Source organism: Pseudomonas sp. GL_091 (genome assembly GCF_057837725.1).
In genome coordinates, this window is the sequence record NZ_CM174451.1 from 3364640 (window position 1) to 3386235 (window position 21596).

General features: G+C 58.7%; 19 protein-coding genes and 1 pseudogene. 10 read left to right on the forward strand and 10 right to left on the reverse strand.

Annotation, left to right across the window (positions count from 1 at the left end; genetic code table 11):
• Positions 1 to 11: 11 nt before the first annotated feature.
• Both AC3ITY_RS15395 and AC3ITY_RS15400 read right to left on the reverse strand, forming a co-directional pair.
• Positions 12 to 257 carry a phosphopantetheine-binding protein gene (locus tag AC3ITY_RS15395; RefSeq protein WP_489310881.1) on the reverse strand — a complete coding sequence of 82 codons (246 nt, stop codon included), beginning with the start codon at positions 255 to 257 and terminating at the stop codon, positions 12 to 14.
• The gene (locus tag AC3ITY_RS15400) at positions 182 to 3100 is read right to left on the reverse strand and encodes an amino acid adenylation domain-containing protein (protein WP_489310435.1); all 2919 of its coding nucleotides are present in this window, start codon (positions 3098 to 3100) and stop codon (positions 182 to 184) included. Before AC3ITY_RS15400 ends, AC3ITY_RS15395 begins: the two co-directional genes overlap by 76 nt.
• Positions 3101 to 3709: 609 nt before the next feature.
• On the opposite strand from AC3ITY_RS15400, the gene AC3ITY_RS15405 reads away from it, so the two are divergent.
• The 3 genes and pseudogenes from AC3ITY_RS15405 to AC3ITY_RS15415 form a co-directional block, all read left to right on the forward strand.
• Entirely contained in the window at positions 3710 to 4324 is a 615-nt protein-coding gene (locus AC3ITY_RS15405) for a class I SAM-dependent methyltransferase (protein ID WP_489310437.1), read from the forward strand.
• Positions 4314 to 5852 (forward strand): FAD-dependent monooxygenase, encoded by a 1539-nt coding sequence (locus tag AC3ITY_RS15410; RefSeq protein ID WP_489310439.1) that lies wholly within the window; start codon positions 4314 to 4316, stop codon positions 5850 to 5852. The genes AC3ITY_RS15405 and AC3ITY_RS15410 overlap by 11 nt, the downstream gene beginning before the upstream one ends.
• Before the next feature lie 247 nt (positions 5853 to 6099).
• A pseudogene (locus tag AC3ITY_RS15415) lies at positions 6100 to 6315 on the forward strand (arginase family protein); the annotation flags it as partial.
• Positions 6316 to 6430: 115 nt separating this feature from the next.
• Here the strand turns inward: AC3ITY_RS15415 and AC3ITY_RS15420 are convergent.
• The gene (locus AC3ITY_RS15420; RefSeq protein ID WP_489310441.1) at positions 6431 to 7483 is read right to left on the reverse strand and encodes an aldo/keto reductase; all 1053 of its coding nucleotides are present in this window, start codon (positions 7481 to 7483) and stop codon (positions 6431 to 6433) included.
• Positions 7484 to 7642: 159 nt separating this feature from the next.
• On the opposite strand from AC3ITY_RS15420, the gene zapE reads away from it, so the two are divergent.
• The 3 genes from zapE (at position 7643) to AC3ITY_RS15435 (ending at position 9978) form a co-directional block, all read left to right on the forward strand.
• Complete coding sequence (zapE, locus tag AC3ITY_RS15425) at positions 7643 to 8761, forward strand: cell division protein ZapE (RefSeq protein WP_489310443.1); 1119 nt, start codon at positions 7643 to 7645, stop codon at positions 8759 to 8761.
• A 26-nt stretch (positions 8762 to 8787) separates the two neighbouring features.
• Positions 8788 to 9369 carry a DinB family protein gene (locus tag AC3ITY_RS15430; protein WP_489310445.1) on the forward strand — a complete coding sequence of 194 codons (582 nt, stop codon included), beginning with the start codon at positions 8788 to 8790 and terminating at the stop codon, positions 9367 to 9369.
• 117 nt (positions 9370 to 9486) lie between these two features.
• On the forward strand, positions 9487 to 9978 hold the full coding sequence (locus tag AC3ITY_RS15435) for a GNAT family N-acetyltransferase (RefSeq protein ID WP_489310447.1): 492 nt from the start codon (positions 9487 to 9489) through the stop codon (positions 9976 to 9978).
• Positions 9979 to 10042: 64 nt separating this feature from the next.
• On the opposite strand, the gene AC3ITY_RS15440 is transcribed toward AC3ITY_RS15435, so the two are convergent.
• Positions 10043 to 10252 carry a hypothetical protein gene (locus AC3ITY_RS15440; RefSeq protein ID WP_223457083.1) on the reverse strand — a complete coding sequence of 70 codons (210 nt, stop codon included), beginning with the start codon at positions 10250 to 10252 and terminating at the stop codon, positions 10043 to 10045.
• Positions 10253 to 10453: 201 nt separating this feature from the next.
• Entirely contained in the window at positions 10454 to 10636 is a 183-nt protein-coding gene (locus AC3ITY_RS15445) for a DUF6026 family protein (protein WP_046042083.1), read from the reverse strand.
• Positions 10637 to 10908: 272 nt separating this feature from the next.
• On the opposite strand from AC3ITY_RS15445, the gene gnd reads away from it, so the two are divergent.
• From gnd to AC3ITY_RS15460, 3 genes are read left to right on the forward strand one after another with little or no spacing between them, the layout of a single operon-like run.
• The gene (gene gnd, locus AC3ITY_RS15450; protein WP_223457085.1) at positions 10909 to 11889 is read left to right on the forward strand and encodes a phosphogluconate dehydrogenase (NAD(+)-dependent, decarboxylating); all 981 of its coding nucleotides are present in this window, start codon (positions 10909 to 10911) and stop codon (positions 11887 to 11889) included.
• Complete coding sequence (gene zwf, locus AC3ITY_RS15455; protein ID WP_489310450.1) at positions 11886 to 13409, forward strand: glucose-6-phosphate dehydrogenase; 1524 nt, start codon at positions 11886 to 11888, stop codon at positions 13407 to 13409. Before gnd ends, zwf begins: the two co-directional genes overlap by 4 nt.
• Complete coding sequence (locus AC3ITY_RS15460; RefSeq protein ID WP_489310452.1) at positions 13406 to 14227, forward strand: HAD family hydrolase; 822 nt, start codon at positions 13406 to 13408, stop codon at positions 14225 to 14227. The genes zwf and AC3ITY_RS15460 overlap by 4 nt, the downstream gene beginning before the upstream one ends.
• A gap of 77 nt (positions 14228 to 14304) precedes the next feature.
• Here AC3ITY_RS15460 and nhaB read toward each other — a convergent pair whose 3' ends face one another.
• The 3 genes from nhaB to AC3ITY_RS15475 all read right to left on the reverse strand — a co-directional run bounded on the left by nhaB (position 14305) and on the right by AC3ITY_RS15475 (position 17728).
• Positions 14305 to 15807, reverse strand: a complete 1503-nt coding sequence (gene nhaB / locus AC3ITY_RS15465) for a sodium/proton antiporter NhaB (protein ID WP_489310454.1) — start codon at positions 15805 to 15807, stop codon at positions 14305 to 14307.
• A gap of 78 nt (positions 15808 to 15885) precedes the next feature.
• Positions 15886 to 17175, reverse strand: coding sequence for an NHL repeat-containing protein (locus AC3ITY_RS15470; RefSeq protein ID WP_489310456.1), 1290 nt, complete (start codon positions 17173 to 17175; stop codon positions 15886 to 15888).
• A 286-nt stretch (positions 17176 to 17461) separates the two neighbouring features.
• On the reverse strand, positions 17462 to 17728 hold the full coding sequence (locus tag AC3ITY_RS15475) for a hypothetical protein (RefSeq protein WP_007970062.1): 267 nt from the start codon (positions 17726 to 17728) through the stop codon (positions 17462 to 17464).
• A gap of 342 nt (positions 17729 to 18070) precedes the next feature.
• On the opposite strand from AC3ITY_RS15475, the gene AC3ITY_RS15480 reads away from it, so the two are divergent.
• Positions 18071 to 19396: a sigma-54 dependent transcriptional regulator gene (locus AC3ITY_RS15480; protein WP_223457094.1), complete on the forward strand. Its 1326-nt coding sequence runs from the start codon at positions 18071 to 18073 to the stop codon at positions 19394 to 19396.
• A gap of 60 nt (positions 19397 to 19456) precedes the next feature.
• Here the strand turns inward: AC3ITY_RS15480 and fapF are convergent, their stop codons facing one another.
• Both fapF and fapE read right to left on the reverse strand, forming a co-directional pair.
• Positions 19457 to 20764 (reverse strand): fibril amyloid transporter FapF, encoded by a 1308-nt coding sequence (gene fapF / locus AC3ITY_RS15485; RefSeq protein WP_489310458.1) that lies wholly within the window; start codon positions 20762 to 20764, stop codon positions 19457 to 19459.
• 46 nt (positions 20765 to 20810) lie between these two features.
• Positions 20811 to 21572, reverse strand: a complete 762-nt coding sequence (fapE, locus tag AC3ITY_RS15490; protein WP_223457098.1) for a fibril amyloid subunit FapE — start codon at positions 21570 to 21572, stop codon at positions 20811 to 20813.
• Positions 21573 to 21596 lie beyond the last annotated feature (24 nt).

Consider the following 21596-nt stretch of genomic DNA (forward strand, 5'->3'; position numbering starts at 1 on the left):
GGTACTCCTGATTAAAGATGAGAGATCTTTCGGTCAAGTCGTGGGATTGGCGCGGCGGCAGGCTTTGCCAGTGCCGAACTTTGCAACTTGTGAATGAATTTTGCCTGTTGTTCTATGGTTGGCCTGATCCAGAGGTCATGTAGTGAAATATGAATATTGAATTCTTTTCTCAATAGACCGGTTAAATGCGTAAGGGAAAGCGAGTGGCCTCCAACTTCCAGGAAGTTCTCGTGGAGTTGGACATGATGGCCGATGATTGTTTGCCAGCAGTTGGCAACCCGTTGTTCGAGGTCGCTCGCTTCTCGCATCTTGCGCTTTTGCGCTTTTGCGCAGTCTGGGGCACATGTTTCAAGAGCAGGGTTCTATCGATCTTTCCATGTTTGTTTCTTGGCAGTGCTTCAAGAAAAATAAATTTGTCCGGTACTGCGTAATAGGGGAGTACGCCAAGTAAGTGTTGTTTTATGCCATTGCGTTGCACAGATTCATCTTCGCTCGGCTCTTTCAGGGAGACGAAAGCCACGTTGTTGCGCTGCTGTCCTTTCGCGACAACGACCACTGCGGATTCACGAATGGCTTCAATGGCATGGAGTGCGGCCTGAACGGGCCCCAGCTCGACCCGAAAACCGCGGACTTTGACTTGATCATCCTGTCGACCGATAAAGTCCAGGCGGCCATCGGGTAACCAGCGGACACTGTCTCCCGTGCGGTAGCAACGCAAGCCATCGGGTGCTGGCAAAAAGGAGGCGGCGCTACGCACGGGGTCGCTGACATAGCCTTGCGCCACGCCGTGTCCATGGATGATCAGTTCGCCAGGCACACCGATACCGACGCTTTGCATGTTTTCATCCACGACATCGGCCCAGGTGCCAGGCAGTGGAAAACCGATGGTGATCTCCTGTTGAGCGGGTTCGATCACCAGGGCGGTGGAATAGGTTGTCGTTTCCGTCGGGCCGTAGAGGTTGACGATGCGTGTGGCGGGCAGCTTTTCCTGAAGCCTTAGGTAAAGATCCCGGCTCAGCGGTTCTCCCGCGAGGTTGAGCATGCGCAGGGAGGGACCCAACACATCATGTTGCAACAAGGCGTCGGCTACCGACGGCACCGTATTGATCAGTGTGGTGCCGGTCAGCAGGGCCGGATTGTCGATCAGCGACATGACCGAGGAGACGGGCCGGACGCAGCCACCGACCACAAGAGGGGCAAACATCTCGAAAATCGAAAGATCGAACGTCGTCGGGGTTGCCGCCAGTGTTTGCGCCAGGTACTCGGGGCCACAATCCTGAGCCGCCCAACGCAGCAGGTTGGCGGCATTGGCATGGGTGATCGCCACACCTTTTGGTTCCCCGGTGGAGCCGCTGGTGAACAGGATGTAGGCCTTGGCTTGAAGCCTGGAGTGGTCCTGCAGCGGGGCGTCGGGCATCGACAGCAGGTCGCTCAAGGACCAGCAGGGCGCCAGGTGGGCGAAACGGGTCACGCCCTCCTGGTCCGTGAGGATCGCCCGGCAGCGGGCCTTGGCCAGAATCGAACGGTTGAGTTCGACAGGGTTCGCTTCACTAATGGGCACATAACTGCCTCCGCAGGCCATGACCGCCAGCAGGGCCGGGACGAGATGGATATCGCGAGGCAAGAGTATCGCCAGGGTTTGTTCAGGCTCGAATCCGCGCAGGCGCATGGCTGCCGAGAGCCTGGCAACTCGACTGGCCAATTCGCCATAGCTGATGGTGGCCTGGGGCGTAAGCAGCGCGGGTTTGTCCGGCGCGATGGCGACTTGCCGGAGAAAGGCGGCAACCAACGTCTCTGACGCGGGCCCCGGCCTCGCTTGGCCCTGGGCTTTTGGCGGGTGCAACAGGCACGCAGGCACGGCTGACAGCCTGGCGTGTGGATCACGCACCATTTTCCTCAGGATCACGGCGAACTGACCGGCTATCGCATCTGCCAGCCAACCGGGATGCTGCGCAGGATCGACCTCGACCCGGCCATGCAACTGGCCGTCATGGCGCGTCAGCAGCAGCGCAGTGGCAAAGGGGCCGATGCTGGGTGGTGCCTGTACCGCGGTCAGCGCCATCTCGCCCAATTGCACCGTGCCCAGTCCCAGCAGGGCTGCCGCCAATCCTCTTGGCATGCCTGGCATATCCTGCTGGAAAATCACCGCACTAGACGGGACGGTCGGTGCCCATCCCTGTGGTGCCATGAACTCTGCCAATTCGGGATAACCGGCACCGACGCTGGCTTTTGACGTCTCATCCAGGCGCTGAGCGGTGCGTTTGACGAACTCGCCCACGCTGCTTTCGCTGACATCGAAAGGCACGGCAAGCGTATTGGCGAAGTAACCCACCGCGTCCTTGTTGCCCCGATTGCGGCCATGGAACGTCACCGCGAGCGACAGACGGCGACTTTGGCCGATTCTGGACAGCGCCAGTACCTGTGCGGCGAGCAGAACGGCGTAGGGGGTCACCGCGCATGCTGTGGCCAGTCGCGCCAAGATGGCGGTACTTTCCTGGTCGATAACAAAGGAGGACAGCACCATGCGGCGGTTCGTGCGCTGCTCCTGGGAGGCCATGGGCAAGGAAAACGGCATGTCCTGCGACATTTGGTGCCGCCAGAACTCACGGTCGATCACCGGGGCAATCGGCCTTGGCATCAGGGTGACGCTGGAGCGGTCTTTACAGTCTTTGGCAAAATCACGAATCAGCAGGCCGACAGACCACAGGTCGGCGATGGTGTGATGGATTCGGAAGACCAGGTAGCGTTGTCCGTCGCTGCGCTCCACGACTTCGGCGCGGAACAGTTGCTCAGACTCAACCCCGATGTGCTCGCGGCTCGGCGCCAGCAGTGCATTGGTTGATGCCTCATTACAGGTGCGCACCAGGCAGTAGCGTCGCTGTTGCGGTTGGACCTGTTCAATCCAGTAAGTGCCACCGCGCATGACAAAGCGCTGCCGCAAAGAGGCATGCCGCTCGGCCACTCTTTCGATACGCGATACCAACTGCGAAGTGGAAAGATCGGTGACCACGTGAAAAGCGACTTCAAGTAACAGGCCAGGCAGGCTGGGGTCGATAGCCTGCTGTAAGCAGAGAACTTTTTGGCGTAATGAAGCTTGCACCGTATACCATCTCCTTGGTCGTGGGATAAGCGTTTTTACTTGTCGTGCTGATACGGCGAAGCAGCGGAGCTTTATGTCTAATGCTGCTTGTAAAGTGTCCTTGATTACAAGATGCAGTTGAATTTTTAACTTTGAGTTTTAGGCGCTGTTCGGTTGTTGAAGTTGGATTTATGATTGGCCATTTAGATTGCAAATCAAATGATAAAAAAGTAACAAAATATTGCGAGGCCCAAAAATTGGAATAGGAAGCCAACTTTTAGGAATGAGCTGTAGGATTGTTCTGAAGAACTCCAGCATCCAAAAAACAAGTTCTGGAAATGCGGGGGCTCCAGACAGATATTTTGCAAAAGAGTGGGTTTTTTTAGAGTTTCTTTAGGGCGCTCCAGACTATTTAGGATTAGCTCAAATGGGAGGTTCATTTTTGAGTCAGGACACTAGTCAGGGGCGGATGTTGTTTGCTTGGTGGCTGCTTATTTTATTTTATTTTTATTTTATTTGTATGGGATGGGTTTCGCTACTAAGGTCCGTAATGGATAACTATTGATATATGGATGCTCAATAATGTCTAGCGTGTTTTCTGGCGGAAAAGGGAATGGAAATCCAGGCTTTGTGCATACGTTCAGCCGTATTGCGCCGACTTATGAAGAGAAGTACGGTACCAAACTGAGCCAGGCACATGACGAATGTCTGCGAATGTTGAGCCGATGGATGTGCAGCTCGAGCCCGGAGGGTGTTCTGGACATCGGTTGTGGTACCGGCGCACTGATCGAACGCATGTTCGCTCAGTGGCCCGATGCGCGCTTCGAGGGCATCGACCCGGCTCAAGGCATGGTGGACGAGGGCGCCAAACGACGTCCCTTCGCCTCGTTCGTCAATGGCGTTGCCGAAGCCTTGCCATTCCCCTCGCAAAGCATGGATCTGGTGGTTTGCTCGATGTCGTTCGGCCATTGGGCCGACAAGTCTGCCGGCCTGAATGAGGTCCGTCGCGTGCTCAAGCCTCAGGGCCTTTTCTGCCTGGTGGAGAACCAGCCCGCGGGTTGGGGATTGACCTCGTTAATCAACTGGCTGCTGGGTTCACTGGCAGATTATCGATCAGAGCATGAGGTGATCCAGCTCGCGCAAACGGCCGGGCTGCAGAGCATGGAAACGAGAGTCACCGACCTGCACGTCATTGTCGCCACTTTCCGCCCCTGCTGTGGAGAGGTGGGTGATCATGGTCGTTAAAAACGAACAGGTCCTTGTCGTGGGGGCGGGCCCCGTCGGGTTGGCTGTGGCAGCAGCCCTGGCCGAGTTGGGAATAGCGGTTGATCTCATCGATAAAAGACCGGTTGCCTCCCCCCATTCCCGGGCCTTTGGCTTGGAGCCCGTCACCCTGGAGCTGCTCAATGCTTGGGGCGTGGCAGATGAGATGATACGCCGGGGGATCGTCTGGGCAAGCGCGCCGCTGGGTGACAAGGCGGGCAGGACGCTCTCGTTTTCCAAACTCTCTTGTGAGTATCCCCACATGGTGATTATCCCGCAGTCTCAGACCGAGTCGGTGTTGACCGATTGGGTCAATCGCTTGGGGGTGAATCTGAGGCGTGGGTATGCGCTAAAGGCTCTGGTTACCGGCAATGCACAGGTTGAGGTAACCCTGGAACACAATGAGTCCGGTAGTGTGCAGCACAGCTGCTACGACTGGGTGCTGGGGGCTGACGGGGTCAACAGCTCTGTCCGTCAGCTTCTCGATATTTCGTTTGTCGGACAGGACTACAAGCATTCGTTGGTGGTTGCGGACGTTGTCTTGAGAAATCCTCCTTCACCCGCGGTCCATGCAAGGTCGGTCTCCAGGGGGCTGGTCGCCCTGTTTCCATTACCCGATGGCAGTTATCGCGTCAGTATCGAAGACAACGAGCGCATGGATACTCCGGTCAAACAGCCGGTCACCCACGAGGAAATTGCCTGTGGGATGAGGGACATCCTGGGAAGCGATTTCGGATTGGCGCATGTGCTGTGGAGCGCTCGTTACCGCAGCCAGCAGCGCCTGGCTGCTCATTACCGTCAGGGGAGGGTATTTCTGCTGGGAGATGCCGCCCACACCCATGTCCCCGCGGGAGGACAAGGTCTGCAGATGGGGATCGGTGACGCGGCGAACCTGGCCTGGAAGCTGGCGGGTGTGATCCAGGGCACATTGCCGATGTATATCCTGGACAGTTACGAGGCCGAGCGTAAGCCTATCGCGGCGGCGGCATTGCGCAACACGGATCTGCTTTTCCGCTTCAATACGGCTTCCGGCCCGGTAGGCCGTCTGATTCACTGGATCGGGTTGCAGGCGACGCGGACCCCGTATGTGGCGCAGAAGGTGGTCAGTTCACTGGCAGGAGAGGGCGTGCGCTATGGCAGTGTGCGGCACCGAGGCGATCATCGCTTGGTGGGCCGACGCCTACCCCTGCTGAGCCTGCTTCCTGAGGGCGAGCGATTACCACGACAGAGCTTGACCCAGTTACTGCGAGGGGGGCGGTTTGTCCTGGTGCATCATCGTGCCGATGGGCTGGCCGCCGATCTTCGACGTGATTTTCCGGGATTGCAAACGGCGTCTATCAGCGAGGATTCACGCAATAACAGGCTGTCCGCTGGCGAGGGAGTCATCGTCAGGCCGGATGGTGTGGTGATCTGGGTCGGTAAAAAATCGACCTTGGCCAAGGAACGTTTGGGTGGTTGGCTGCTGGACGATTCTGGTTACGCGCGTCAGAAGCTGATCTGGAACAGCTGACAATCCGCTAAAACGCTGGAAAAACTGATCGTACGTGAAAGCGGCCTTGCTCTCGAATCGATTGATTTTTTTGAAGAGAGCCTTTCTTGTGTGTCCACATTCCATTGTGGACGCTCATGACTTTGCACAATCGCATCCGTCAAGTGCCGTTTGTTTGCACAGAACATACACCCACGAGCCATGGGCCTTGCCCAGTCCCACCAGGGTAACTGAAGTCGTAATGGCAAAATGATTCATCGTTGTGATATTCGCCCCGGGTACCGGAGCACCGGTGTGCGGCGGCTTGAGTACGGTGCAGGCGCTGGAGATTCTCGGCGGTCTGCGCGGGATCAACCTGGTGGGCATGGGCGTGGTGGAAGTGGCTCCGGCCTATGACAGCGCGGAGATCACGTCACTGGCGGCGGCGACGCTGGCGATGGAAATGCTGTGTCTGTATGCGGCCAAACATAAGGTCAATAAGTAAAACACCCTACCCTGTGGGAGCGAGCTTGCTCGCGATGAGGCCCTGCCAGCCAACAGAGATGTTGAATGCAAGACCGCCATCGCGAGCAAGCTCGCTCCCACAGTTTTGATGGGTATCAGGCCACCGGAACGATTGGCAAGTCGAGGATCTGACCACCGCTGAACCGTGCGGACGAACCGGAAATGGATTCGTGCGGCACGCCTTTGGCCACATCACTGACGCCATCGAGTCGTGCCAGTTGCTCGGTGCTCAACTGCACATTCAGCGCGCCTAACGTGGCGTCCAGTTGCTCCCGGGTCCGGGAACCGAGGATCGGAATCAGCGCCGTGGTCGAGCGCCTGGCCTTTTCCCGCAACCAGGCAATGGCCACGTGGGTCGGGCTGGCGTCCAGTTCTGCGGCGACATCGATCAAGGTGTCGAGCAGGGCGGTTTCCCGGGCGCTTTTTTCGGCGTGGATCAACACGCCGAGTTTGTTCGCGCGATTGTCGCCCTCACTGTTGCGATATTTGCCAGTCAGGAAGCCGCCACCCAGTGGCGACCACAAAGTCGCGGCCAGGCCCAGGGCCTCGGCCATCGGCAGTTGTTCACGCTCAGCAGTACGTTCGGCGAGGCTGTACTCGACCTGGATCGCGGCAATCGGTGCAAAACCACGTACCTCGGCCAGCAGGTCGGCACGGGCGATGCGCCACGCAGGGAAGTTCGACAGCCCGGCGTAATGAATCTTGCCGGCACTGACCAGATCGTCGAAGCCGCGCAGGATCTCTTCCATGGGCGTGACGCCGTCACTCATGTGCGCCCAGAACAGGTCGATATGCTCGGTCTTCAGCCGTTTGAGGCTTTCTTCGACGGCGCGCACCATGTTCTTGCGGCTGTTGCCAGTGTGGGAAATGCCGGCTGCCGGTGTAGTGCCGAGGGTGTATTTGGTGGCGATGACCAGGCGATCCCGTTCTGCGGCAATGAATTCGCTGAGCATGGCCTCGGACTGTCCGCCCTGATAACCATTGGCGGTATCGATGAAGTTGCCGCCGGCTTCCAGGTAGCCATCAAAAATGCGCCTGGCTTCGTCACGCTCGGCGCCATGGCCCCAACCGGTACCGAAATTACCGGCGCCCAGCGCCAGTTCGGAAACCCGCAAGCCGGTTTTACGACCGAAAACTTTGTAATGCATGGGATGACTCCAGAGGGATGGCGACAGGGCTTAATAGATTATTAACAACATTTAATAAATATGATGCTAGTAATCTAATGCGTCAAGGCGCTTTTCCTTCCTGCATAAAACTGCCGATCACTGGTCACGTTATTCATGCGCAATGGCATACTGCCGCCCATGACTATCGATTCCCCCTTAAGCGCCTGGCAGCATGCCATCGAACAAAAGGGCTTCGTCCAGGACGAGGCCCAGGAACATGCCGTGTGGGCCCTGCAAAAATGCCACGAAGCGCTGCACGAAGGCCGATCCCCGATTTCCGGCGTGTACCTGTGGGGGCCGGTGGGGCGGGGCAAGACCTGGCTGATGGACCAGTTCTACCAAAGCCTGCGGGTACCGGCGCGGCGCCAGCACTTTCACCACTTCATGGGCTGGGTGCACCAGCGCTCGTTTCAACTGACCGGCACTGCCGATCCGCTCAAGGCGTTGGCCCGTGAATTGGCCGAAGAAGTGCGCGTGCTGTGTTTCGACGAGTTGTTCGTCAACGACATCGGCGACGCGATCATTCTCGGGCGCCTGTTCCAGGTGATGTTCGAACAGGGCGTGGTGGTGGTCTGCACGTCCAATCTGCCGCCGGACCAGTTGTACGCCGACGGATTCAATCGCGACCGCTTCATGCCCGCCATCGCGGCGATCAAGCAGCACATGCAGGTGATTGCAGTGGATGGCGGGGAAGATCATCGCCTGCATCCGGGGGCCGGCTCGCAACGCTACTGGGTGGCCGAGCCCGGCAGGCCCGGCGCGCTGGATGAAGTGTTCCAGGTATTAAGCGTCGGCCAGTCAGTATCGAGCGAGCCGATCCAGGTCGGCTACCGTTCCCTTGAGGTGGTCAAGGCCGGCCCGACTGTGCTCTGGACCCGTTACGCCGCGCTGTGCGAGCAACCCTTCGCGGCCATGGATTTCATCGCCCTGTGTGATACCTACGGCGCTATTCTGTTGAGTGACGTGCCCAACCTCAGCGCACAGAAACGCGCCGGGCGCATTGCCCGCGGCACCGAGGACGGTGTCGAACGGGTGGAAGCGGGGGATCGCGAGTTGCCGCAGTTGTCGGTGCATGACGACGGTGTGCGACGGTTCATTGCCCTGGTCGACGAGTGCTACGACCGCAAAGTGCCGCTGTACCTTGAGGCGCAGGTGCCGATGGCATCGCTTTACACCGAGGGTTATCTGGAATTCCCGTTCCGCCGCACCCTCAGTCGATTGCAGGAAATGCAACTGCAGCGTTTTGCCGAAGTTTGATCGGGATTTGATCGGGAGCAGCGAACATGAATCAGCCCCTGTCACACCATTTGCTGACCATGGCCTATCAGAACGCTTGGGCCAATCACCGACTGGCCAAGGCCTGGCATCAGTTGAGTCCGCAGGAACTGAGCGCGCCCCGGGTCAGCTTCTTCCCGACTATCCGCGCCACGCTCAACCACATCCTCACCTGTGACTGGTTTTATGTGGACGCCCTGGAGCGCGAACTGCGCGGCGACGATCCGCATCCCAATTACCGGGTGTTTTTCAAGGAGGACGAGCCCTGCCTCATGGCGACGGACCTGGTTGGCGAACAGACCCACGTCGACCGCCGGCTGATCGCCTACTGCGAGCAGATGCGCGATGCCGACCTCGGCAAAATCGTGACCATCGCCCGCGACACCCCGCAACACGACAGTCGCTTGCGCTTGCTGTCCCATTTGTTTGAACACCAGATCCATCACCGCGGCCAGGTTCACGCCATGCTCAGCGGCACCTCGATCAAGCCACCGCAACTCGACGAGTTTTTCTGCGTCGGTGAGTCGCATTTGCGGGCTAAGGATTTTGCCGAGCTGGGATGGACGGAGGCATTGATCTGGGGCGCTTGAGCGCCAAAGATTTGCGCGGTTGCGATTGTCGGTAACACGGTGCTCGCGCTATGGTCAGCGGGCACTTCAGCGTGAAGTACATGCTGGGGGCTACTTCATGTGTGATCGAGGATGGAAATGGACTCCGCAGAAATTCTTGTGCTTCAGGCCAGCTACACCAATCCGGTGCATGCCGAGGCTATTTGTCTGGTGTTGAACCACTACGCCGAGGACCCGATGGGGGGCGGCCAGCCGTTGTCAGCCAATGTACTGGCGCAACTCCCGGCAGAGCTCGCCCGGCGTCCCCACGCTTTCAGTGTGTTGGCTTTTGTTGGCGGTGAACCGGCCGGGTTGGTCAATTGCTTTGAGGGATTCTCGACCTTCGCCTGCCGGCCGCTGGTCAATGTGCATGATGTGGTGGTGGTGAAAAAATTTCGCGGCCTGGGCTTGAGCCAGAAGATGCTGCAAAAGGTCGAGGACATCGCCCGTCAGCGTGGCTGCTGCAAGCTCACCCTGGAAGTGCTGGAAGGCAATGCCGTGGCCCAGGGGTCCTATGAAAAAGCCGGTTTCGCCCCCGGCATGTTCGACCCGACCCATGGGCGGATGCTGTTCTGGACCAAGAGCCTCTGACTCAACAGGCAAAAAAAGGGCGTCCATCAAGACGCCCCTAGAGCCGCAGACAGGGGGCCATGGATCATTTCGGTCTGTAGGTTTCAGTCATTTGTGCGGTTTGATCGTCCGGAACCCGCAGCTCAGTGCTTTGGATGGGGTGGCCCAAGGCTTGTTGCTGGGCCAGTCGCAGGCTTTCGTAGTAATAGCGCATGCGTTCGGCTCCACCTTCGGCAAAAGCGCTGGTTGAGCCCAAAGCCATCAGGCCGGCGAGAATCAATGCGGTGCGTTTCATGGTTTGCCTCCCACTACAGATGTCGGATGCCTTTCGTCCATGAATCAATGAAGCAGTGTCGAAATGGCATTATCCGCCGAATCCGTTAATTGGGAATTAACTTCACCAACGGCCTTCATGGCTAGCGCGGGAAGCCTGCTCGGAGAAGTTCGCGAGCCGGCGCGGAAGCAGTACAGACTGCTCCCGCTTGAAAGGAGGGGGTCAGGCGAGTGGGGCGCGTTGCGTCACAGCCAGGGGCTGCGTCTGGCCGGTTTGCAGCAGCAGCCGCAAGTGCGCCAGTTCTTGTTTCAATTGATCGCGTTCGTCCTTCAACTGGCGCAATTCATCGCGACGGATTGTGACGTAAAGGGTTTGTGCTGGCAGTGCGGTATGTACTGTGCCCATTGCTCACCTCGCAAATGGCGTGTCTCAACTGTAGAACCGCCTCGAAATCGACGGCTGATCTACTATCGGCGCCAATTTTGATTTCTTTTGCCCCCGAAGGGAACTTTTTTATTTTTCATGGTCGTTGTGTCTTCGGTTTGATTCCCGACGTTATCCATCAGGATCGGGCACAATGCCCGGAAACTTCACGCCAACGCTCTGGACTAACCTCATGAGTCGCGTTGGGCTATAACCTTTGACACACATTTATTTGTAGTAGGGAGCATCAGCACATGCAACTCGGGATTATTGGACTGGGCCGCATGGGCGGCAATATTGCGCGGCGCCTGATGCTCAACGGGCACACCACCGTTGTTTATGACCGCAATACCGCCTTTGTCGAAGCCCTGGCCACAGAAGGCTCCACTGGCGTCACCGATCTGCCAGCGCTGGTCGCTGGCCTGGCCAGGCCGCGTGCGGTCTGGGTCATGCTGCCGGCAGGCGCACCGACCGAAGAAACCATCGACACCCTGAGCACCTTGCTCGAAGCCGGCGACACCATCATCGACGGCGGCAACACCTTCTATAAGGACGATATCCGCCGGGCGAAGACCCTGTCGGAAAAAGGCCTGCATTACATCGACGTCGGTACGTCCGGCGGCGTCTGGGGCCTGGATCGCGGTTACTGCATGATGATCGGCGGCGATGCCGAGACCGTTAAACGCCTCGACCCGCTGTTCGCAACCCTGGCCCCTGGCCTGGGCGACATCCCGCGTACCAAGGACCGCAAGTCCGACGACGAGCGCGCCGAACACGGCTACATTCACGCCGGTCCCGCTGGCGCCGGGCATTTCGTGAAGATGATCCACAACGGCATCGAATACGGAATGATGCAGGCCTTCGCTGAGGGCTTCGACATCCTCAAGACCAAAAACAGCGAGAGCCTGCCGCAAGACCAGCGTTTCGACCTGAACGTCGCCGACATCGCCGAAGTCTGGCGCCGAGGCAGCGTGGTGTCCTCGTGGTTGCTGGACCTGACTGCCGACGCCCTGGCCAGCGATCCGAAGCTTGACGGTTTCTCCGGGTCCGTGGCCGACAGCGGTGAAGGACAATGGACCATCGAAGCCGCCATGGAACAGGCGGTGCCGGTGCCGGTGCTGTCGAACTCGCTGTTCTCTCGCTACCGCTCGCGTGGGCAAGGGACCTTTGGCGACAAGGTTCTCTCGGCCCAGCGCTTCGGCTTCGGCGGCCATGTGGAGACCTCGAAAAAATGACCCACGCGATCCGCAGAAAATCCAAGGCTGAACCCGCGCCGCCGACCACGCTGTTCCTGTTCGGCGCACACGGCGATCTGGTCAAGCGCCTGCTGATGCCGGCGCTGTACAACCTCAGCCGTGACGGTTTACTCGGGAATGGACTGCGGATCATCGGCGTTGACCACAACGCCATCAGCGATGAAGGCTTCGCGAAAAAACTCGAAGACTTCATCCGCAACGAGGTGGCCACCAGGACCGGCAAGGGCGATCAAGCCCTTGACCCGGCGCTGTGGGCCAAGCTCGCCAAAGGCATCAGCTACGTCCAGGGCGATTTCCTGGACGACAGCACTTATCAAGCGCTGGCGGCGAAAATCGCCGACAGCGGTACTGGCAATGCGGTGTTCTATCTGGCCACCGCGCCGCGTTTCTTCAGTGAAGTGGTGCGCCGCCTCGGTTCGGCCGGCTTGCTGGAAGAATCCCCCGAGGCATTCAGAAGGGTGGTGATCGAAAAACCCTTCGGCTCCGACCTGCATACGGCCGAAGCCTTGAACGCTTGCCTGCTCAAGGTGATGACGGAAAAGCAGATCTACCGGATCGACCATTACCTGGGCAAGGAGACCGTGCAGAACATCCTGGTCAGCCGATTCTCCAACAGCCTGTTCGAAGCGTTCTGGAACAATCACTACATCGACCACGTGCAGATCACCGCCGCCGAAACCGTCGGCGTGGAAACCCGTGGCAGTTTCTATGAGCACACCGGCGCGCTGCGGGACATGGTGCCCAATCACCTGTTCCAGTTGCTGGCGATGGTGGCAATGGAACCACCGGCTGCGTTTGGCGCCGATGCGGTGCGCGGCGAGAAAGCCAAGGTCGTTGGTGCGATCAGGCCCTGGACGGTCGAGGAGGCCCGCGCCAACTCGGTACGCGGCCAATACGCCGCGGGTGAGATCGATGGCAAGGCACTGCCGGGCTATCGCCAGGAAAACAACGTCGCACCTGAGAGCAATACCGAAACCTATGTGGCCCTCAAGGTCATGATCGATAACTGGCGTTGGGTCGGCGTGCCGTTCTACCTGCGTACCGGCAAGCGCATGAGCGTGCGTGACACCGAGATCGTGATTTGCTTCAAGCCGGCGCCCTATGCGCAGTTCCGCGATACCGAGGTCGATGAGCTGCAGCCGACCTATTTGCGCATTCAGATCCAGCCGAACGAAGGCATGTGGTTCGACCTGTTGGCCAAGCGTCCCGGCCAAGCCCTGAAAATGGACAATATCGAGCTGGGGTTTGCCTACAAGGACTTCTTCGAGATGCAGCCGTCCACTGGCTACGAGACCCTGATCTACGATTGCCTGACGGGCGATCAGACGTTGTTCCAGCGCGCCGACAACATCGAAAACGGCTGGCGCGCGGTGCAACCGTTCCTGGATGCCTGGCAGCAGGATTCCACCGTGCAGCGCTATGCCGCCGGGGAAAACGGCCCCAAGGCCGGCGAAGAATTGCTCACCCGTGACGGTCGCGTCTGGCACCGACTCGGATGAAGGAAACCTCGCAACGGCCCATCCGTTTTCTGCTCAGTGACATGGACGGCACCTTGCTGCTGCCCGATCACAGCCTGAGTCAGCGGACCATCGAGGCGGTCCGCTCGTTGCGCGAGGCAGGTGTATTGTTCAGCCTGGCCACTGGCCGACCACCCAAAGCCATGTTGCAAGTCATTGAAGCCTTGGGCGTCGACCTGCCGACGGCGGCGTTCAATGGCGGGACGATCGTCAATCCGGACGGCAGCTTGCTGGTCGCGCACTATTTGCCCGCGACTACCGCGTTAACCACATTGACGCTGCTTTGCGACCTGCCTGATGTCGAGGTATGGGTGTTCAGTGGCGGCGACTGGCTGGTCAAGGATGCGAACGGCCCGATGGTGCCTCGCGAACAGCACGGCCTGGGCTATCCGCCGGTGGTAGTCGACAGTTTCGAGCCGTATCTGGAACGTATCGACAAGATTGTCGCCGCGAGCAACAACACCCAATTGTTGATCGAACTTGAGGCGCGACTGTTATTGCAGGTAGTAGGCCAGGCACAGGTATCGCGCTCGCAACCGGTGTACCTGGATGTGACCGCCATGCAAGCCAACAAGGGCGAGGCATTGGTGACGCTGGCCAGACATCTCGGCGTGCCGCTGGAACAGACGGCGGCGATCGGGGATGGCGGCAATGACCCGGCGATGTTTCAGGTTGCCGGGTTGTCGATCGCCATGGGGCAGGCGGAGGAGGCGGTGCGGCGTCAGGCCGATGTGGTTACCGGGGCCAATACCGAGGACGGTGCGGCGCAGGCGATCGAGCAATACATCCTCCCTCGATGACTACGCCCCTCCTGTGGGAGCCTTGTGGCGAGGGGGCTTGCCCCCTCGCCACAAGGCTCCCACATTTCGTTCCGGTGTCAGAGCCAGTAGCTCACCGCATACCACCCGAGCAAGCCCATCACCACGGTGTACGGCAATGCCATCCAGACCATCCGCCCGTAAGACAGGCGCACCAGCGGTGCAATCGCCGAGGTCAGCAGGAACAGAAACGCCGCCTGACCGTTGGGCGTCGCCACGCTGGGCAGGTTGGTGCCGGTATTGATCGCAATGGCCAGCGTTTCGAAATGCTCACGGGTCATCTCGCCCGCCATGAAGGCGCGCTTCACTTCGGTGATGTAAATGGTCGCCACGAACACATTGTCGCTGATGGCGGACAACAGGCCATTGGCAATGAACAGCATGCCCGGTTGCTGGCCTGCCGGCAGCGTCAGCACCCAGTGGATCAGCGGGGTGAACAGTTGCTGATCGTGAATCACCGCGACCACGGCGAAAAACACCACCAACAATGAGGTGAACGGCATTGCATCCTTGAACGCGTTGCCGAGACGGTGTTCGTCGGTGATGCCGGTAAAGGCGGTGATCAACACGATCACCATCAAGCCGATCAAACCCACTTCGGCGATGTGAAACGCCAGCCCGGCAATCAGAATCAATGCGGCAAAGCCTTGGACCAAAAGCGCTGCACGTTGGCGCGTGGTGCGCTCGGCATCGTCTTCGGCGGCGTAGTTGGCCAGCACCGCACGGACGTTATCCGGCAGCAGCGTGCCGTATCCGAACCAGCGCAGTTTTTCCAGCAGGAAACAGGTTACCAGCCCGGCAACCAGTACCGGCAGGGATACCGGCGCAATCCGGGTAAAGAACTCGGAGAAGTGCCAGCCCATTTCATGGCCGATCAGCAGGTTCTGCGGTTCGCCAACCAGCGTACAAACACCGCCCAGTGCGGTGCCCACGGCACCGTGCATCAGCAGGCTGCGCAGAAAGGCGCGGAACTGTTCGAGATCGCCGTGGTGGAGGGTGGGCAGATGTTTGTCGTCGCTGAACTCGCAGTCCTGACGTGGATCGTTGCCAGAGGCAACGCGGTGATACACCGAGTAAAAGCCTACAGCGGCACTGATGATCACGGCAGTCACGGTCAAGGCATCGAGGAACGCCGACAGAAAGGCCGACAAAAAGCAGAACATCAGGGCCAGCAGGGCCTTGGAGCGGACCCCGAGCAGCAGGCGCGAGAACAGGTACAGCAACAGGTCCTTCATGAAATAGATACCGGCCACCATGAACATCAGCAGCAGGATCACCGGGAAGTTGTGCAGCAACTCGTCGTACAGCGCCTGGGGCGTGGTCATCTTCAGCAGCAGGGCTTCAATCAACAGCAGGCCGCCGGGCATCAGCGGATAGCACTTGAGCGCCATGGCCAGGGTGAAGATGAACTCCAGCACCAACAGCCAGCCGGCAGCCACCGGGCCTGCGGTCCACAGCACCAGGGCATTGAGAATCAGAAAGCTGACGATGCAGGCCTTGTACCAACGGGGCGAGTGCCCGAGAAAGTTGTGCGCGAACGCCTGGGCCATTGAACCGGACATCGGCTGCTCCTTGTCTTGAGAAGCGCGCAACTTGCCGTAAGCGCGCCAGAAGATCAAGCGCAGGAAAAATGCCGGTGTTTATCCCTGGAAGCGAGCGATGACCGCCTTGTAGTTTCCTTGCAGCGAATAGCCTCCCACGACGATGTTGCCATCGGCTTGCGCGGCGACACAGGTGGCGGTATCCAGGCTGGGGCCGAGGCGGGTACGTGTATAGCCGCTGCCTTTGCCAAAACGGCGATCGGGAAGGCCGTTGGGCAGGTATCGCCCGAGAATGAAGTCTGCTTCGACGCCGCCAATGGTGGCGCCCGCCGTCAGCACAGCGCCATCGGGCTGCAACTGCGCGGCGGTCCACTGGCATCCGCTGTGTCCGATTTCCCGGCGCTGCGGGTGTCCTCCATTGCAATGATTGTCGGGTCGGCCGTTGCTGTGCATTTTAAATGCCAGGCAGTGCATTGGCTCGCGACTGCTGCCAAAACACAGGACGCCGCCTTCGTTCTGCTGGACCACCTGGCTGACCCGGACGCCATGCCCTTGCGCCTTGAAGGTCATGAATCCATCCACGGCAAAACGGTCGTCGAGGCGCCCGTCCGGGTAATAGCGTGCCAGCAAGCCTTCTTCAGGGAGGTTGATCGATCCACCGACCAGAATTCGGCCATCACGTTGTACCGTCAGGCTGCTGAGCCAGGTATTCATCAGCAGGTGCCTGACCACCACGAAGCCGCGGCCGTTGAACGAGCAGTCCAGCGAGCCTTCGACATCCAGCCGTATCAACATACCGGCGTGATCGGCCAGTTCGTAGTGATGGTTGGCCAGGATCAGGATCCGGCCGTCTTGCTGTACGTCGACATCGCAGGCTTCAGCGCCTGGCACACCGGGAGGGAGCCATTTATCGCGCATGCCCAGGGACAGACCGCCAGGCAATCGCACGACACGGCGGCCATTATTGCCAAAGCTTCGAACCAGGCGACCGTCTTGATCCAGCAATGCCAGGGCCGGGAGCGTGCGGTGCGCGTTTTCGTATTGCAGGCCGGCCAACAGGATATTGCCGTTGGGCAGGATCAGGACCTTGGCGCCCATGGCTTCGAACCCCGGCTCGAATTGCCCGATGACGCTTCCTTGTTTGCCGAACGCGAGGTCTGCGCAACCATCCTTCAGCAAGCGGGCCAGGCCAAAGCGGCTGCCATCGGCCATGGCGACTTTTGCGGCTACCAGCAAGCGACCTTGCGCATCGATCGCAACGCCATTGGCCAGGCTGAAAAGGCTGTCGGCGAAATAGACCTGGGTTTTGCCGCTGGCGGCAAACGTCGTATCGAGGGCCCCGGCGTTGTTCCGGGTGGCGGGGTAGGCAAAAGCGGACTGGGTAGACATTCGCCGCATCTCCTTGCGAGTCGTCCTGGTCCAGAAGTTTGGGTGGCGACTTGTAAGGACAATATTCAATCCCTGAATGAAAGGATGCGCAACGGTAAGAACTAACAGACGGAGGGTCGCTGTGTGCCACAACAGTGTCTTTTCGAACCAATGGCGAGGCTGCAAAGTATCAGGCGTATGCAAAGTTCGAATTAAACAGTGTCAACGAGTGCGCGCGGCCAGAAAAAACCTGCGAGCTAAAGACAGGAGGAGGGCGCGGATTACTCCGGAGTAATCCGCAAAACGATCAGTGCGGCATCGACCACGACTGCAGTGTGTAACCTTCCTCGCTCAATTCGGCGCGGGCCTGTTCCAGCAGCAGTTCGAGTTGTGCGGGATCGGAATAAGCGCTGCTTGGGATCTGCTTGCGGCCAATGCTGGTGCTGGTGCGGTCGATAACGGTCAGGCTGAGTTCGCCATTACCGTCTTGTGGAGCCCAGGCCACGCATTTGAATGGTTTAAATGCGCGGTCGGCAATCAGAAGTGCTTCGTTGATACGCAGCGGGGCGTTCATAGGGTCTTCTCTCTGTATGCCCAATCAAGTGATGTGCCGCCGGTTGGGCTTACCGTTCGGCTGGTTACTTGTACTGATGCCCGCAACCGGGGTTTGGGTCACACACAATCAAAAGAAATTTCAAGTTTATTTCACAGGCTCAAGAATGAGCCTGTCATTGAAAGCTGAATGAAAGGAAAGAGTCGTTAGGTAACTAACATAATCGCAACTTATAACTGGTTGCATTGCATCCCTATAGTCAAACGGTACAAGCCCCTGTCAAATTCTTGCTAATGTTACAGTCAGGTCCGCCAAATGACTGTTTTTAATAAATTTTTGTAAATTTGGCGCCAAGGAACAGTCATGAGCGATGCGCCTGCCTTACGACGTTTATTAGTGGTGGACCCCTGTGACGATTGCTATCGTCTGCTCCCTGGATTGCGCGCTATCGGTTGGGACGTTGACAGCTGCACGCTGGAGAACGCCGCCGACCGAACCTGTGACGTGGGCTTGTTACGTTTGCAGCCCTTTCACCTTGAGCACCCGGAGGCTGTCAAAGAGTTGATCAGTCGCAGCGGCACCGAGTGGATAGCCGTACTCAATCAGGACGTGCTGCGACTGCAAAATGTCGGCGACTTCGTCTGTGAATGGTTTTTTGACTTTCATACCTTACCGTTCGATGTGTCCCGGGTTCAGGTAACGCTGGGCCGGGCGTTTGGCATGGCGCGGTTGCGCGGTCAGGGCACGGTCCATGTTGACCAGCCCGAGCACGAATTGCTGGGCGACAGCAAACCTATCCGTGAACTGCGAAAACTGTTGAATAAACTGGCTCCGACCGAATCTCCAGTGTTGATTCGCGGTGAAAGCGGCACCGGCAAGGAAATGGTCGCTCGAACCCTGCACCGACTGTCCCAGCGTCACAGCAAACCCTTTATCGCGATCAATTGCGGTGCAATTCCCGAACATCTGATCCAGTCCGAGCTGTTTGGCCATGAGAAAGGTGCATTTACCGGCGCGCACCAACGCAAGGTCGGGCGGATAGAGGCCGCCAACGGTGGCACTCTGTTTCTCGACGAGATCGGTGACCTGCCACTGGAGTTGCAGGCCAACCTGCTGCGGTTCCTCCAGGAAAAACACATCGAAAGGGTGGGCGGCAGTCAGCCGATTCCGGTGGATGTGCGGGTTCTGGCGGCGACGAACGTCGACCTTGAAGCGGCCATCGCGAAGAAACGCTTTCGCGAAGACTTGTATTACCGCTTGAACGTACTGCAAGTATCGACCGTTCCGCTGCGCGAGCGCCATGGCGACCTGGCGACGCTGGCCAACCACTTCTCCCATTTCTACAGCCGTGAAACCGGGCGCCGCCCACGCAGCTTCAGCGACGACGCGTTGATTGCCATGGGCAAACACGACTGGCCAGGCAATGTTCGCGAACTGGCCAATCGCGTTCGTCGCGGGCTGGTGTTGGCCGAAGGCCGGCAAATCGAGGCCCGTGATCTGGGGTTGATCAGTCAGCATACGAGCGCCGCGCCGATGGGCACCCTCGAAGAATACAAGAGCCGGGCCGAACGCCAGGCATTGTGCGATGTATTGAACCGCCACAGCGATAACCTGAGTGTCGCCGCCAAAGTATTGGGTGTGTCGCGTCCAACCTTCTACCGCTTGTTGCACAAGCACCAGATTCGCTGAACCGCAGCCTGAAACCAAAAAACCGTTGCGATTGCAATTGCAGCGGTTTTTTTGTTCGGGTCAGAAGTAGTAAGGGAGTTTCAGGCTGAACTGGAAGTCCGGGGCATCGTCCGTCATGCCGATGGAAAGGTTGGGGACAATGGTCAGGTTGTCGGTGGCTGCAATGGTCATGCCGATGTTGAAGTAACCGGCGTTGGCATCGCTGGAAACCACCGATTGCCAATCCCCGCCATCTTCCTTGAGCTTGCTTTTGCGCTGCACCAGGTCAGAGACCGAGAACGACATACTCATCTTTTCGTTCAAGGCGAACGCAATACCGGCGCCAATCTGGAAGCTGTCGCCAATGCGTACTTTGCCCGGTGTCTTGACCGCCGGGTTGGAGCTGATGTCGTCGAAAGACTCTTCCATGTTGTAGGTGTAGGACAGGCTGCCGAACAGCACTGCCGGATCGAACGTCTTGACCAGCGAGATCCCCGGCGTAACCGACCAGACACCGTTACCGGTAGGCAAGGATTCAGGCACGGCCAGGTTTGAGTTATCGGCCACCCGAACCAGCTTGATGCCGAACGGGTCTTTGCCGGTAGGGGCCTTGACGCGCAAAGTCACCACGGCATCCGGCGTGCTGGCCGATTCGTCGAGGAATTTGTAGGCGATACCGAAGTTGACGTCACCTATGTTCGGGTCTTCCTTGACGGAATCTTCGGTCGTGACGTTTGCGGTACCGTTATTGCCGCCGCCGGACTGGTAGGTGGACTGACGGTAGACCACCGGCACGTTCAGATCGAACTGCCAGCGATTGTTGAAGTTGTAGCGGCCGGTGAGGTCAAGCGTCCAGGTGTCGGCCTTGATCCGGTCCAGGTTGATGGCGCCCAGGAAGATCGAGTCCAGGGCGAGAAAACCGTTGAGGACAAGTTGGCGTGTATCGTATCGGGAGTAGGTTATCCCGGTTTCGAAGCTGAACTTGCCACCGCCGAAGAACCCGCTGGCCTCGTCATACAGGTTTGAAACGCTTTGCGCCGGTTGTGAGTCATCGGCCAGCGATTGTCCATAAGAACTGCCGCTACCCCCGGCGGCGCCCCCAGAAGCCGCCGCGGCACCGGTGCCGGTGGCGACTTTCGGATTGCCCTTGAGGTCCGCTGGCGACTTGGCCAGGCGTTTGGGAGGGGGTGAAGCGGGCTGGTCCTCAACCTGGCGGACCCGTTGTTCGAGAACCGCCAGGGCTTTTTGCTGTACTTCGTATCGTTGTTTCAACTCCAGAAGCTCTTGTTTGAGAGCCTCCATTTCCGGGTCAGGTGCTGCCTGCAACATCGTCGCCGGAAGTAGAGCACTCAAGCATACGACTGCACGCAGTGATACCGATCGGTACATGAAATAAGCCGTCCATTTGTGCCCAACAGTCGTATCTCAGCGTAGTTCAATACCCCAAGGTCCGTAATGCAGCGAGTTGGCTCAGATTGCCGTCCAATACACCAGCACCAGGGCCATTATTGTTGAGCACCACGTTGAGTTGAGTCATGTTGTTGACCACATTGCTGCTGCCCAGCAATCGGGTGTTTTGCAGCAACCCGCCTTGGGCGACTTGTTGCAGGCTTGAGCCCTGATTGTTGTTGGCGGTAATGGCCATCTGAACGCCGCCGCTGGTCGCGGATACGGCGACACTGCCTGCGGCATTGCTGCCGGTAATGGTTTGACCGGCTATCAGCGCCTGACCCTGGCTCGGCACCAGTGCAGGGGCCGTGCTGGCCTCTTTGACGTTGATGGCGATGTTGTTGTTTGCGCTGTTGCCATCGCCTGCGGCCCGTGTGACCTGGGTTATGCCCCGGGAAGTGCTCAGCCCATCGCCCCCCGACACGTGACCGCTACCCGATTTGGGCGAACCGCCATGACCGGACTGCTTGATGGTTGAAACATAGAACTCGGGTTTGACCGTTGCGGCTTGAAGCTGCATCGAGCTGGAGGCTCCGATCAGATCACCACTGGCATTGCGCCAGGTGCTGCTCATGACAACACCGAAGCTGATGACCCGCCCCGGCATCACATACCGGCCACGCAACTCGGCCAGTTCCTGGTCCTTGATTTCGATGGGTCTGAACTCATCAGCAAAACCTGAAGTGGTCGCTGCCAGACAGGCAGCGACCACCCAATACGAGGTTTTCATTTGCTGCTCCCGGAGCATCCTGCCCCCTATCATCTTATTGGC

Excerpts from the sequence above, each read along its gene's own strand:
- fapF (WP_489310458.1), bottom strand. The coding sequence starts at position 20,764 with ATGTACCGATCGGTATCACTGCGTGCAGTCGTATGCTTGAGTGCTCTA.
- AC3ITY_RS15470 (WP_489310456.1), bottom strand. The coding sequence starts at position 17,175 with ATGTCTACCCAGTCCGCTTTTGCCTACCCCGCCACCCGGAACAACGCC.
- nhaB (WP_489310454.1), bottom strand. The coding sequence starts at position 15,807 with ATGTCCGGTTCAATGGCCCAGGCGTTCGCGCACAACTTTCTCGGGCAC.
- AC3ITY_RS15445 (WP_046042083.1), bottom strand. The coding sequence starts at position 10,636 with ATGGGCACAGTACATACCGCACTGCCAGCACAAACCCTTTACGTCACA.
- AC3ITY_RS15480 (WP_223457094.1), top strand. The coding sequence starts at position 18,071 with ATGAGCGATGCGCCTGCCTTACGACGTTTATTAGTGGTGGACCCCTGT.
- zapE (WP_489310443.1), top strand. The coding sequence starts at position 7,643 with ATGACTATCGATTCCCCCTTAAGCGCCTGGCAGCATGCCATCGAACAA.
- zwf (WP_489310450.1), top strand. The coding sequence starts at position 11,886 with ATGACCCACGCGATCCGCAGAAAATCCAAGGCTGAACCCGCGCCGCCG.
- AC3ITY_RS15420 (WP_489310441.1), bottom strand. The coding sequence starts at position 7,483 with ATGCATTACAAAGTTTTCGGTCGTAAAACCGGCTTGCGGGTTTCCGAA.
- AC3ITY_RS15410 (WP_489310439.1), top strand. The coding sequence starts at position 4,314 with ATGGTCGTTAAAAACGAACAGGTCCTTGTCGTGGGGGCGGGCCCCGTC.
- AC3ITY_RS15460 (WP_489310452.1), top strand. The coding sequence starts at position 13,406 with ATGAAGGAAACCTCGCAACGGCCCATCCGTTTTCTGCTCAGTGACATG.
- AC3ITY_RS15430 (WP_489310445.1), top strand. The coding sequence starts at position 8,788 with ATGAATCAGCCCCTGTCACACCATTTGCTGACCATGGCCTATCAGAAC.
- gnd (WP_223457085.1), top strand. The coding sequence starts at position 10,909 with ATGCAACTCGGGATTATTGGACTGGGCCGCATGGGCGGCAATATTGCG.
- AC3ITY_RS15475 (WP_007970062.1), bottom strand. The coding sequence starts at position 17,728 with ATGAACGCCCCGCTGCGTATCAACGAAGCACTTCTGATTGCCGACCGC.
- AC3ITY_RS15435 (WP_489310447.1), top strand. The coding sequence starts at position 9,487 with ATGGACTCCGCAGAAATTCTTGTGCTTCAGGCCAGCTACACCAATCCG.
- AC3ITY_RS15440 (WP_223457083.1), bottom strand. The coding sequence starts at position 10,252 with ATGAAACGCACCGCATTGATTCTCGCCGGCCTGATGGCTTTGGGCTCA.
- fapE (WP_223457098.1), bottom strand. The coding sequence starts at position 21,572 with ATGCTCCGGGAGCAGCAAATGAAAACCTCGTATTGGGTGGTCGCTGCC.